The sequence below is a fragment of the Paraburkholderia sp. 22099 genome, assembly GCF_052045835.1.
GTDB lineage: Bacteria > Pseudomonadota > Gammaproteobacteria > Burkholderiales > Burkholderiaceae > Paraburkholderia > Paraburkholderia terricola.
The window spans coordinates 1-12,082 of the sequence record NZ_JBQEPU010000049.1; the positions used below are offsets into that span (position 1 = coordinate 1).

Sequence of the window (12,082 nt, forward strand, 5' to 3'; positions counted from 1 at the left end):
CGATGGGGATGGGCTCGCGCCCCTGCGTTCGACATGGCTGACTGGCTCCGTCAATCTAAACGCGCCCATCATGCTTTGGAAAAATCAGCATCGGGAAACGGTCGGGCCGAGTCGCTTACAATAGAAATAGCTCGCTGCCATCAAGAATTCGGCGCTCGATCACCACTACGCCCGCTATTTGACGTCGTGACAGGTCATACCAAGAGATTTGGTTTTGGGGTAAGGGTGCGGGAAATTGACGTAGAGAAATGGTTGAAAGTCGAGGGTGCGTCGCAAGCCGCCACTGACGAACTGCGAGACATAGCGGGGCCGCATACGTCGAATTACTCAAATTTAACAACGGCGGAGAGGGGCCCATGTCTGTATATGACCAGTTCTGCCTGGATAGAGCGGAGGACGCAGGCAATCCAAAACAAATCGATCTTTATCCGGGACAGTTCGTATTCGGCGGAAATGGCGGCCTCGAGCTTTTTGCGTTTGACTTAACGGGTAACCCTCCATGGCGAGTGCTGGCATTTGATGGGGTGGATCCGGACGGCTCCGTTCGAATTGTCGCTGAGATTGTCCGCGCCGTGCTGGAACTGGCGGACGTTCTGCGGCGCCACGGCCCAACCTATAGGGAACTGCATGTCTGCTCGCTCAGCCACGAGCAGCGTCGCGTCATGAGTGCGATCGAGCAATATCGTACCGCAGCGCTGGGTGGCCTCGTCGAGCAGTGCGACACCTGCGGACATCAGCGCATTGCCTATAACTCCTGTCGTAACCGGCACTGTCCGAAGTGCCAGTCGCTCGCCCGCGCGCAATGGCTTCACGACCGCCAGGCCGACCTGCTGCCCGTGCCGTACTTCCACGTTGTCTTCACCATCCCCGAACAGATCGCGTCGATCGCGTTCCAGAACAAGCGGGTGGTCTACGACATCCTGTTTCAGGCCACGGCCGAAACGCTGCAGCGCGGCCGAACCTGACTATCGCGACCGCTACGCGAAACTGACCGGCCGGTCGCTGCGCGACTGTCCCGTGTGCACGCGCGGACGCATGTTCTGCATTGACCGCCTGTTACCCTCTGCGGCGCCGCGACCTCCACCGGCGAGTCCCTTATGAATTCCGATTCGCTCGACCACAACATCGGTTCCAGTACGTCCCGCCGGCGCCGTTGGACACGCTCGGCCAGACGTCCCCCACCGTCGCCTGCCGCACTCTGCAGCGTCTGTTAATCACATGCGTTCTGCGGAGACTCCATCCTCGAACCGGTCCGCAGGCCGTTCATCCCGGATGCCACGAACACTGTCGTCGAGAACATCGCATGCAGGCGCTTCCATTCAATGCCCATAGCCGCAACCGTCAGCGGAGCGGTTTAGCTCAAAGAATTTTTAGCGGAGCACAGACGGCCCGCACGTCGTGCCAATGCAGGCCTGTTGCGCCGTCTGCGCTTCGCCAAAAAATCTCTGCCTTATCGCAATAGCAACTTTTTTAACCGCTCCGAGGCAATTCGCACCGCGCGTACCCGGCGGAACCACGCAAGCGACCGCATCCGTGCCGCGATTTCTTTTGCCGAATCAAGACGATGAATCTGAGGCCAAAGCTCGCGATGCGAAGTGACAGAGTTACTTCGGACTGAGGCGAAGTGACACTTTCATTGCGCTCCCAGTGGAAGCAAAGCTGTCACTGGGGCATTGGTTCGCGTCGTCGCCGAGTGGTGCGGGTGTTGACACCCTTATGGCGCTCTACGTCGGCCGTCGCGGGATGGGTTTATCCGACGCTTGGTTTCGCCACCGTCATCGCCAGTTCGCTCGTGTTTCTCGCGCTGGCCACGGCGAGCCTCACGATTTCGCGAGCGTCGGTTGCGGCAAAGGACAAACCCGCACCTTGTGTCAGCTCGCTGCAATCGTGAGTCGATCGAAAAAGACGCGCGCGCTTATTTGATGACCTTGCGCCAGAACACGAGGTACGCGGCCGTGCCGGATGCGATGAGAAGGATTCCCCACATGGGGGCCATGCTGGTGAGAACGGAGGTGGCAGACATTTCATACTCCCGACTAGTGCGATTGACTTCCACAACACCACTGCTTCGTCCGTGCGTACACGGCGCGATCACGCAAGTGCTGTGTTTAACGACGTATTGATGGTATCGCTCCACCCGGTCGCATCCCTGTGGTCCCCTGTCGCACCGGCTTGCGCCAGATCAACGATCGTCCCGCCGACGTTCGCGGTGTGCCGGTCCCGGCACACCGTAGCCGGCCCGCTCCGTTCCCGCTCAGGCGGCGAAGTCAGTCGATGCCGCGGGCGCCTCCCACGTCTCTGTTTCCTGCGCCACGTAAGCGTTCTTCGCGGCGATCACAGCCAGCGCGTCGGTGCCGAGCGGAAGACCCAACGGCGGGTCTTCTGCATCGACCCGGGCGCGATCAACGCGAGCGTGAGGCGGCGGCACACAGTGGCGCACTGCATTACGAACGTTTGGCTTCCGATACGGAGACGCCGATTTCAATGCGCCTTCCGCTTTCCTTGAGGACGGCCTGCCTCTGATTGGCGAGTTTTCCGCGTGGGTGCGGTCCGTTATGTCGAGCACAGAGATCTTCGATTGCTGGACGCGTGCTCGGTCGGACGTACCTGCCGGGCCTGACACTGTGAAATCGATGGTTGGTGCTCCGCACCGTCTGGGCTTCGTTGCTAGCCGGGAAGGCGGCACCGGACGGCGCGGTTTCAAGGACTCCCAGCTTGCTCATCAACACCACCCCGCCCCGCGACACGAAACGGATACATTCCGGATCGATCCTGCTTGGCAGCCCGCCCTACAAGGCACGCCGGGTGGTCGACAAATAGCTCCTCTAGCGGGATCGCGTCGCAGACGAAGCGACGCCCAGGCGTCCGATGAAGTAAAAGTAAGGGCCTTTGCGAGGTAAGAGTAGTAGCGACGGCGGTCGCGGCCGTGTTCGTACATTGCTTTGAGCATGACTCTTCGCTGCAATGAGTTACTGCCCAAAGACACGACGTTGCGATCCTCGAAGTACTTGAACAACCCGATCGAGCAAGATCGTCGCAACATCAAGTCCAGGGTCAACGCGATGCTCGGCTTCAAAAGTTTCCGGAACGCGGCCGTTACGATCTCGGGCATCGAGCTGACGCATCGCATTCGCAAAGCTCAGTTCGATCTCACGAACCTGCGCCTCAAAGATTCCACTGCGCCCGCTGTTTGGAAGGCAGTTTTTTCCGCTCGGTGAGGTAGCGGCGAATACGCCGTTTTTCGATATCCGCTGAAATTTGCACCAGAGCCGAGAAAATTACTCCTCTTCGAAAATCAGGCGTTAGCAAACAGCCGTTTCGCGAGATCGGCACAAGTGGCCTGCAACCGCTCCGTGTCCACGTTCTTGACCTGCCCGTCCTCGGCGACCCACCGGCCCGCGACCATCACGCGGTCGGCCCGGTGTGCTCCGCATAAGACAAGCGCGGCCAGCGGATCGTGACTTCCGGCGAAGCGCAGTTCATCGAGCTTGAAAAGAGCCAGATCTGCTTGCTTTCCGACGGCGATCTGCCCGATGTCAGATCGCCCCAGGCAGGCCGCAGACCCTTCGGTTGCCCATCTCAACGCGTCAAGGTGAGTGACTTGCTCCGCGCCGTAGGTCAACCGGTTGAGCATGAGCGCGTGCCGGACAGCTTCCATCAGATTCGAACTGTCGTTGGATGCCGAACCGTCAACCCCGAGACCGATGGGGCTTCCCGCCGCTTCCAGTTCACATGTTCGACACCGTCCCGACGCGAGAACCATGTTGGAACCCGGGCAATGACAGACGCCCACACCCGCACGTCCCAGCCGGTTCACCTCGTCGTCGTTGAAATGGATTCCGTGCGCAATCCAGGTGCGAGAAGACATCCAACCGACGTCTTCGAGGTAATCGACGGGACGCTGATTGAAATTCGCGAGGCAGAACGCCAGTTCGTCGAGCGTTTCGCCCAGGTGAGTATGCAGCCGGCAATCGTATTTGTCTGCGAGGCTTGCCGTTGCCCTCATCAGGTCTTTAGTTGCATTGAATGGAGAGCAAGGCGACAGGCCAATCTGAATCATGGCGCCTTCGCGTCGATCGTGGTACCGGCCGAGAACTCGCTCACAGTCCGCCAGGATGACGTCTTCCTCCTGCGAAAGATCCTGTGGCGTGAGATCGCCCTGCCGGACACTCATGGACCCTCGTGTTACAACGGCTCGAACGCCAAGCGATAGCGCCTCGTCGACCTGAGCGTCGACGGAGTCCTCCATGCCGCGTGGAAAGATGTAGTGGTGATCGGCCGCTGTCGTGCAGCCGGATAAAAGCAGTTCCACGTAGGCTAACCGCGTCGCGAGTTGAAATGCCTCGGGTGTGAAATTCTTCCAGACTTTGTACAGCGCTTCGAGCCAGGGAAATAATGGCTTGTTCAGCGCGAGCGGATGCGCTCGAGTGAACGTTTGGAAAAAATGATGGTGGGTATTGATCAGGCCAGGAATGACAACGTGATTCGATGCATCGAAGACGCTATCGACCGGTGTCGAAGGCGTCGCACCGGACGGCACTTTCTCGACGATCGTTGTCCCTTCGATGACGATCCCGCCGTCGGCGTTGTCAGAAAGAATCGCCAATGGACTGCGAAGCCACAGGCGCTGATTTGAAATTGCAGTAGGGTTCATTGATTGGTCTGGATAGTCGGCATGGTGGATGACGCCGTCGTTATCGAAACGACGGCGTCACCTCGAAATCGATTTCTAGCTGGTCAGCAGCTTCGTGACGACCTGCTCTGCGTCCTGCCTGAGTTGTCGCATATCGAGCCAAGGCACCTGTCCATTCACTACCAGTTCGCGACCGTTCGCAAACGAGTGTCGAACCGAGAACTGTCCACCGGAGACGATCGGCGCAATGGTGGGATCATGCTGCCCGAAGTAACGCGGCTGATCCAGATCCAGCAAGACCAGATCGGCCGCCTTGCCGACCTCCAATGTCCCGATACCCTCGAATCCAAGCGCCCGTGCGCCGCCCTGTGTCGCCCAGTTCATCACGGTTTCCGCCTGCGTGGCGTCGGCACGTCCAGTCGCTCGATGAACTGTGAACGCCGAGTAGATCGCCTGTGCCATGTCTCCTGCCTCGTTGGCGGCGGTTCCGTCGACGGCGAGCGAGATGATTCCGCCCGCGTCATGCATCGCCGGGGCCGGCGCAATACCCGAACCAAGACGCGCATTCGATTGGGGACAATGAGCCATGGCCGTGCCCGTCTCGGCCAGCAGTTCGATCTCGCTCCTGTCGCACTTCACGAGATGCGCGAACCAGACGTCCGGGCCCAACCATTCCTGATCTGCCATCCAGTGAACGGGACGCTTGCCAAAGCGCTCCATGGTCGATCGAACGTAGGTGTCGTTCTCGGACAGATGCGTATGCATTCGCAAACCTAGCTGACGGGTAGCACGCGCCAGTTCGCGAACCTCACCTTCCCGCATGTTGAATACGGTCGTCACCGGTGCTGCTGCTACTCGTCGCATCGACATTGGTGATGGATCGTGCCAGCGATTCTTCGCCGATTCGAGTCCCGCGATCATCTGATCCAGCGTATCGGTCGGAGGCGGAGGCATGTCTGCGCTATGCCACGGCCGGCCGTGCGTGAGTCCGCCACGGCCGAGGACGAACCTCGCGCCAAATTTTCCTGCTGTATCGAACAGCACCTGGGCGGGATCGAAATCGTATCGGTCAGAGAAAATGTAATGCTGGTCGGCGATGGTGGTCGCCCCCGATAGCACAAGCTCTGCTATGCCAATAGTCGCAGAAACCGTCATCGCGTGTTCGTCGATTTTCGGCCAGAACGTATAGGGAACGTCCATGACCCACTTGTCCAACCCGGCGTTCATCGCCGACGGGACGGATTTCATGATGCTCTGGAACAGATGGTGATGCGTGTTGACGAATCCGGGACACACGACACAGCCCGTCGCGTCGACGATCCGTTCGCCCTCCCTCGCTTGCAAATCGCCGATGGCTGTGATCACGCCATTTTCGACGCGGAGCGCACCATTGAAGCGCGATTCGATTCCCGTTTTACCGGTAAGCCCGTAAGCGATAGGGGTCACAATGAAACTGGTCATTGCTTCGTTCCTCATGTCATAGAGCAACGTCGCAACGTGGCCGAAGGCCGGTGAAGATGCGACATTACTCTTTCTCGATACCCTTCCTGGAAGAGTTCATCCCCACCTCCGGCTGCTTAGAGAGGGATGCGAGAAAAATAAAATGTCGCAGCGTTTACATTTCATCACAACTCCCCCTTCAGATGCAAGAATAAAAAATTCGATCACTGAACGGTCACGTCAATGCCTTGTCCTCGAACATTCGGCGCCGATGGATCGATAGGCACTTCGGACGGCGGCAGGCGCGGAAACGACGGACGTGTTGCAAGTATGTGAGCCAACAAGCGAGTAGGTTCACGGGCCCGAACCAGCTCAAAGAGGAAGGGGGGCCCGCCACTGAATCGGAAAGATGGACTGAAGTGCCTTCGACGCCTTCATCACATTCGAATCCCCAAATCCAGGTTCGATTATCTGGACGGCTACACGCATGCCGTTTCCATCAAGTCGTGACACATGAAGAGCCATGCCCGCCCAAATACGCGGTTCAGCTCAACCTTGTAGATTTCATCGTCGGTAAAGACTGGCCGATCGACAAGATCACGCTCATAGTCGATGCGTTGACGGAAGTTCAACGGGCGACGTTCTCTCAAGACGGTAGACATCTTTTCTCCAATTGGTTGATCAATCGAGGGAATCAGGAATCAATCACACGATTCTGCAAGGCGTCTCGCGTGCGCCCGCTAACACTTCTTCCGCGTCCTGTTTGCGCAATACCGTTTCACCGCGATTCGCCTTGCTCGCGCCCTGCTGGCCGCTCACGGGAGCGATGGCTCGCACCACAACGTACGAAGCGTGTATCCCTTAACTACCGGTGCCCCGCTACTGGCAGCAGCGCGAATGCTCAGAACACTAGCTTCATGCCTACACGGGCTATCGCTTGTGCCGAGGTGCTAGACCCGGTGAAGACATAATTGATTTGTGCTCTTGCTCCAGAGCTCGCGCGTTGGTTAGCCCCTTGAACATAAACTAGTGTTTTCTTCGACAAGTAGCTTGATACAGTCGCCGTTATCTGATGGGCGTGATTGTTGTCCAGCTCCGTGTTTCCTTTCATATATACGTAGTCGCCTTCAAGCAACCAAAACGGAGGCCGCGCTGTCATGACGGCGTCACCGCGACCATTGCGCGCGACGTGCTTTGGTTGCGAGCTTTTATCGGTTCGTTTGCCAACGCGACCTGGTACATTCAACGGTCATAACGGAACAAAGCAAAGGACCTGCCATGCCATTTTCTTGGGGCGCAGCACGACTGTCGATCATCCAGGCGCCCAGGGGCGCGCCGGCTGCCGTGCGCAGTCTTCCGCTGGCCGCGGCCGTTGCCGCTTCAGCACTGACAAGCCTCGCGCCGGGCGCGGCACACGCCGCACTGCCAGCCGAACTGAAGCTCGATTACGCGTACTATTCGCCGGAAAATCTGGTGATCAAGCGAGCGGGCGTCACATCGACTGGCCGCGGCCGATGCGCAAGCTCATCGCGTCATGGCACCGCCACGCCGTGCTCTTTACCGCGCACCGTACCGGTCGTTTCCGTTTCCGCATCGATGCCCGTGGCGTGAGCCGGCCGTTCACGCAACAACACGCGAGACGCAATCCACTGCAGCGCCGAGCACAAAACCAGATACACGATGCCGACGAACACGAAAATCTGCGCGGGATAGATCATCAGGCGGCTGTTGACCTGATTGGCGAGAAACGTGAATTCCGGCACGCCGACGATATACGCGAGCGAGGTGTCCTTGACTAGCGACACCCATTGATTCACGAATGACGGCATCATGATGCGCGCCGCCTGCGGCAACACCACGTGACGCAACGCCTGCCAGCGCGTGAGCCCGAGCGACAGCGCCGCCTGCTGCTGGCCCGCGCCGACCGACACGATCCCCGCATGCACGGTATGCGACAGATACGCGCCGCCGATCAGCGATAGCGCGCAGACCACCGCGACCAGACCCGGCACATCGATATGCAGCAGGATCGGCATCAGGAAGAAGGTCCAGAAGATCAGCATCAGCACCGGAATCGCGCGGAAAAACGCGACGATTCCGAGCAGCAGCAGATGTGCGCCGCCGCGTGTCAGCGAGAGCGCCACGCCGCCCGCCAAACCCACGACGGCGGACAGCACCGCCGACACCACCGAGAGCACGACCGTGAGCGCCGCGCCGCCCAGCGGCCCGTTGGGAAACGCACCGAGCAGCAGATAGCGCAGCGTCGGCAGCCACTCGAGCGCGGTCATGCTCGCCCCCGTTGCAACGCCCGCACGCCGGTGTGCTGCCAGATCACCAGGGCCATTTCGATCAGCGCGATGGTGCCGACATACAGCACGGTTGCCGTGCCGAACGCCTGAAAAGTCCGGAAGCTTTCCGTGTCGACCTGACGCGACATATAAGACAACTCGGCCACGCCGATCGCCATCGTCAGCGACGAGTTCTTTACGATATTCATGTATTGCCCCGCGAGCGGCGGCGTGGCGATCCGCATCGCTTGCGGCAGCACCACGTGCCGCAAGGTCGCGTAACGCGTCATGCCCAATGCCGCGCTCGCCTGATATTGCGCGATGCCCACGCCGCGGATTCCGGCGCGAAACTCCTCCGCGATAAAAGCGGTGCTGTAGCAGGTCAGGCCGAGCCACCCGGCAAGCAGTTCGAAGCTCGGCCAGTGCAGCGCAAACGGCCCGGCGCTCGATACATGCGGCGTGTTCAGCCATGTCATCCACGCTGGAGGCAGCAGCGTCGCCGCGCCGAAGTACCTGAACGGCAATTGGACGAGCAGCGGAGAATTGCGAAACACGAGTATGTAGACCTTCGCCGCCGCGGCGACCGGACGATGTTGCGCGATGTGGGCCATCGCCAGCCCGAATCCAAGCAGCGTCGCGCACACGCTCACGCACGCCGAAAGGATCAGCGTGATGAGAAAGCCGTGGGCGAGCCAGCCGAGATAGCGCGGGTCCAGCCAGAAGTTCATGAAATGCCTTCGGAAAAAACGCGGTCCTGTATCAGCAAGAAGGCCCGGTCACGCGTTCCGTGACCGGGCCATGTCGAGCGGCTGTCAAGCGAGGGGCGTCAGCTCTTCTGCGGATCGCCGATCTTGAACAGACGCGGCAGCGGCGCGGCGCTCTTCGGGCCGAACCAGGCATCGTAGATCGTGCCCGCCGTGCCCTTGGCTTCCAGATCCTTCAGCGTGTCGTTGACGACATTCAGCAGGCGCGTCTCGCCCTTCGGCACGCCCACGCCTTCGTAGTCATTGGAGATCGTGAACGGCGGGATCTCGTAGTTCGCCTTGTCCGGCACCTTCGCCAGCAACGCGACGAGCTTCGGTCCGTCCTGCGTGATGGCCTGCACATTGCCCGTGCGAAGCGCGGCGAACGCGAACGGCGTGTCGTCGTAAGCGATGATCGTCGCGCTCGGGAATTGCGCGCGCACCTGCTGCTCATTGGTCGTGCCTTTGTCGGCGCCGATCCGCAAACCGTTCAACTGCTGCGGCGAGGTGAGCGTGCCTTTCTTCGCGATGAATTGCGTGCCCGACGCAAAATACGGGATGCTGAAATCCACTTCCTTCTTGCGGTCGTCGGTAATCGTGAAGTTGGCGAACACCAGGTCGACCTTGCCCGACTTCAGGAAGGCGATGCGGTTCGCCGGATTGGTCGGCTGGATTTCGAGCTTGACGCCGAGGCGCGTGGCGAGCGCTCGCGCATAATCGACGTCGAGCCCGACGATCTGATTGCTCTTCGGGTCGACGAAACCGAACGGCGGATTGCTGTCGAAGGCGGCCACGCGCAATACACCCGCTTTCTTGATGTCGTCGAGGCGATCCGCGTGCGCGGCGGCGGACATGACAAGCAGACTTCCGGCGATCACTGCGCCAAGCACTCTGAGATTCATAGCGGTGGTTTCCTGTTGTTTTGATGGCTCGCGCGAGGTCGAACGGCGCGTGCCCTTAGCGTGAGACGTGGACTCTAACAACGCTCGCGGACGGCACAAACCAAGCAATTTTCAGGTGCTAAGCAGCCTTGCTGATAATGCATGGCGCGCGCGGCCGGGTCCCGTGTTCGCGCCCACGTTTTCAGTCCGGCTGTCCGCGCAGAACCCGTCGCCTATCCCACGCAACGCACTATGCAATCGACAATCCGTCGCTAGTGTTTTTGCCGACGGCTTCGCATACTCGTCGGCCACCCTTCTGAAGAGTCAAGCCGGCATGTCCCTTTCACTCGACCACATCGTGATCCGCGTGCAGGATCTCGAAGCGACCATCGTCCATTTCAGCTCGCTGGGCTTTACGGTGCGGCGCGGCGGCACGCATGCCGACGGCGCCACGCACAACGCGTTGATCGGTTTCGCGGACGGCAGCTATGTCGAGCTGATCGCCTTTTTGCGCGACGCACCGGAACATCGCTGGTGGCACGCCGGCAATCGTATCGGCGACGGCTTTGTCGATTTCGCGCTCCTGCCGCCATCGGTCGCGGCAACGATCGATGCCGCGCACGGGCGCGGTTTGCTCTACGACGGCCCCATCGCCGGCGGACGCGTGCGCCCTGACGGCGAGCGGCTCGAATGGCAGATCGGCAAGCCGCGCAGCGCGGACGTGCCTTTTTTGTGCGGAGATCTGACGCCGCGTCACTTACGCGTCGCCGAAGGTGACGTGCGTCATCACGCCAATGGCGCGCAAGGCGTGGCGAATATCACGCTCGCCGTGCACGATCTGGATGCCAGCCTCGCGCGGTATCGCGCGTTGCTCGACGAGTTCAGTGCGCATCGCGCTCCGCTGCCCGGCTACGGCATCCGGTTCGCCATCCTGCCGCTCGGCACGACGACATTGACGCTCGTCAGTCCGTCAAGTCCACCAAGTCCGACAGGCGCGGCTGACGAACCCGCTAAAGGCCTGGCATCCGACATCCGTCGACACCTCGCCACACGAGGTGAAGGCATCTTCGCCGTCGCATTGGAAACGCAGGCGGGCGGCTCGCCGCACGAATTCGCACGCGAACTCACCCACGGCGCGATCCTCGAACTCGTGGCAGGGTTCTGAGCCCCGACTGTCGGCGAGTGGGCCGTCAACCGACCGCCGACGGCATGCTGCACCGGCCTCTCTCAATGGTCATCGCGCCGAACGCCTCCCGTCCCGACGCACAGGGTCGCGGACGCCAGGCGATCGGCCCGGGCAGATCGCGCACGTTATACCAGCGCGCTCACGACGCCGTTTCCGCCGCAAGCGATCCGCCGAGATAAGCATCGCGAATCCGTTGATCGCCGAGCAGTTCGCTTGCGGTGCCCGACAACACCACACGGCCGGTCTGCAGCACATAGCCGCGATGCGCGATCTGCAACGCAAGGCTCGCGTTCTGCTCGACCATGAAGAATGTGATGCCCTGCCGGTTGATGGTCTGGATCAGTTCGAGCACCTTGTCGACATAAAGCGGCGACAGGCCCATCGTCGGTTCGTCCATGCAGACCAGCGCCGGACGGCTCATCAGCGCGCGCGCCATCGCGAGCATCTGTTGCTCACCGCCCGAGAGCGTGCCGGCCCGTTGCGTCAGCCGCTCTTTCACGCGAGGGAAAAGTTCGAGCATGCGCTCGTAATCCTCTGCGATGCCGGCGCGGTCGTTGCGCGTATACGCGCCCATCAACAGGTTCTCGCGCACCGTCATCTCGCCGAACAGCCGCCGTGCTTCCGGCACGGAAGCGATACCACGCCGCACGATCCGCGAGGTCGGCAGTCCGTTCAGCGGTTTGCCTTCGAAGCTGATCGTTCCGGTTCGCGGTTTGTGCAGGCCGAGAATCACTTTCATCGCCGTCGACTTGCCGCTTGCGTTGCCGCCCAGCAGGCTCACGATCTCCCCGCGTCCGATGCTGAGGCTCAGGCCGAAGTGGACCTGGATCTGCCCATAGAACGTGTCGATTCGCTCGAGTTTCAGCAACGGCTCAGTCATGGCAAATTGTGTAGGGGGTAAATCGTTCGAC

Annotated in this window: 8 protein-coding genes and 3 pseudogenes; 3 read left to right on the forward strand and 8 right to left on the reverse strand. The window is 60.5% G+C overall.

Annotated features, from left to right (window positions below; all coding sequences use genetic code 11):
* Positions 1–560: 560 nt before the first annotated feature.
* Positions 561–950, forward strand: a pseudogene (locus tag ACTJLC_RS29875) (IS91 family transposase); the annotation flags it as partial.
* A 1,304-nt stretch (positions 951–2,254) separates the two neighbouring features.
* On the opposite strand, the pseudogene ACTJLC_RS29880 reads toward ACTJLC_RS29875, so the two are convergent.
* Positions 2,255–2,398: pseudogene (locus ACTJLC_RS29880) on the reverse strand (short-chain dehydrogenase/reductase); the annotation flags it as partial.
* A gap of 574 nt (positions 2,399–2,972) precedes the next feature.
* Between ACTJLC_RS29880 and ACTJLC_RS29885 the strand changes: the two are divergent.
* A pseudogene (locus tag ACTJLC_RS29885) lies at positions 2,973–3,218 on the forward strand (DDE-type integrase/transposase/recombinase); the annotation flags it as partial.
* 77 nt (positions 3,219–3,295) lie between these two features.
* Here the strand turns inward: ACTJLC_RS29885 and ACTJLC_RS29890 are convergent.
* The 6 genes from ACTJLC_RS29890 to ACTJLC_RS29915 all read right to left on the reverse strand — a co-directional run bounded on the left by ACTJLC_RS29890 (position 3,296) and on the right by ACTJLC_RS29915 (position 10,006).
* Positions 3,296–4,654 carry an 8-oxoguanine deaminase gene (locus tag ACTJLC_RS29890; protein WP_440846097.1) on the reverse strand — a complete coding sequence of 453 codons (1,359 nt, stop codon included), beginning with the start codon at positions 4,652–4,654 and terminating at the stop codon, positions 3,296–3,298.
* A 75-nt stretch (positions 4,655–4,729) separates the two neighbouring features.
* Positions 4,730–6,094: an amidohydrolase family protein gene (locus tag ACTJLC_RS29895; protein ID WP_310135995.1), complete on the reverse strand. Its 1,365-nt coding sequence runs from the start codon at positions 6,092–6,094 to the stop codon at positions 4,730–4,732.
* A 458-nt stretch (positions 6,095–6,552) separates the two neighbouring features.
* Positions 6,553–6,735, reverse strand: a complete 183-nt coding sequence (locus ACTJLC_RS29900; protein ID WP_310135997.1) for a hypothetical protein — start codon at positions 6,733–6,735, stop codon at positions 6,553–6,555.
* An 870-nt stretch (positions 6,736–7,605) separates the two neighbouring features.
* A complete protein-coding gene (locus ACTJLC_RS29905; RefSeq protein WP_310136000.1) occupies positions 7,606–8,361 on the reverse strand; it encodes an amino acid ABC transporter permease in 756 nt (251 codons plus the stop codon).
* A complete protein-coding gene (locus tag ACTJLC_RS29910) occupies positions 8,358–9,089 on the reverse strand; it encodes an amino acid ABC transporter permease (RefSeq protein ID WP_440846100.1) in 732 nt (243 codons plus the stop codon). The genes ACTJLC_RS29905 and ACTJLC_RS29910 overlap by 4 nt, the downstream gene beginning before the upstream one ends.
* A gap of 98 nt (positions 9,090–9,187) precedes the next feature.
* Positions 9,188–10,006: an ABC transporter substrate-binding protein gene (locus tag ACTJLC_RS29915; RefSeq protein ID WP_310136003.1), complete on the reverse strand. Its 819-nt coding sequence runs from the start codon at positions 10,004–10,006 to the stop codon at positions 9,188–9,190.
* Between the two features lie 313 nt (positions 10,007–10,319).
* On the opposite strand from ACTJLC_RS29915, the gene ACTJLC_RS29920 reads away from it, so the two are divergent.
* The gene (locus ACTJLC_RS29920) at positions 10,320–11,150 is read left to right on the forward strand and encodes a VOC family protein (protein WP_310136005.1); all 831 of its coding nucleotides are present in this window, start codon (positions 10,320–10,322) and stop codon (positions 11,148–11,150) included.
* A gap of 160 nt (positions 11,151–11,310) precedes the next feature.
* On the opposite strand, the gene ACTJLC_RS29925 is transcribed toward ACTJLC_RS29920, so the two are convergent.
* Entirely contained in the window at positions 11,311–12,051 is a 741-nt protein-coding gene (locus tag ACTJLC_RS29925; protein ID WP_440846103.1) for an ABC transporter ATP-binding protein, read from the reverse strand.
* Positions 12,052–12,082 lie beyond the last annotated feature (31 nt).

What these genes read in the sequence shown, in the direction of transcription:
- ACTJLC_RS29890 (WP_440846097.1), bottom strand. Translation starts at nt 4,654, where the DNA reads ATGAACCCTACTGCAATTTCAAATCAGCGCCTGTGGCTTCGCAGTCCA.
- ACTJLC_RS29895 (WP_310135995.1), bottom strand. Translation starts at nt 6,094, where the DNA reads ATGACCAGTTTCATTGTGACCCCTATCGCTTACGGGCTTACCGGTAAA.
- ACTJLC_RS29900 (WP_310135997.1), bottom strand. Translation starts at nt 6,735, where the DNA reads ATGTCTACCGTCTTGAGAGAACGTCGCCCGTTGAACTTCCGTCAACGC.
- ACTJLC_RS29905 (WP_310136000.1), bottom strand. Translation starts at nt 8,361, where the DNA reads ATGACCGCGCTCGAGTGGCTGCCGACGCTGCGCTATCTGCTGCTCGGT.
- ACTJLC_RS29910 (WP_440846100.1), bottom strand. Translation starts at nt 9,089, where the DNA reads ATGAACTTCTGGCTGGACCCGCGCTATCTCGGCTGGCTCGCCCACGGC.
- ACTJLC_RS29915 (WP_310136003.1), bottom strand. Translation starts at nt 10,006, where the DNA reads ATGAATCTCAGAGTGCTTGGCGCAGTGATCGCCGGAAGTCTGCTTGTC.
- ACTJLC_RS29920 (WP_310136005.1), top strand. Translation starts at nt 10,320, where the DNA reads ATGTCCCTTTCACTCGACCACATCGTGATCCGCGTGCAGGATCTCGAA.
- ACTJLC_RS29925 (WP_440846103.1), bottom strand. Translation starts at nt 12,051, where the DNA reads ATGACTGAGCCGTTGCTGAAACTCGAGCGAATCGACACGTTCTATGGG.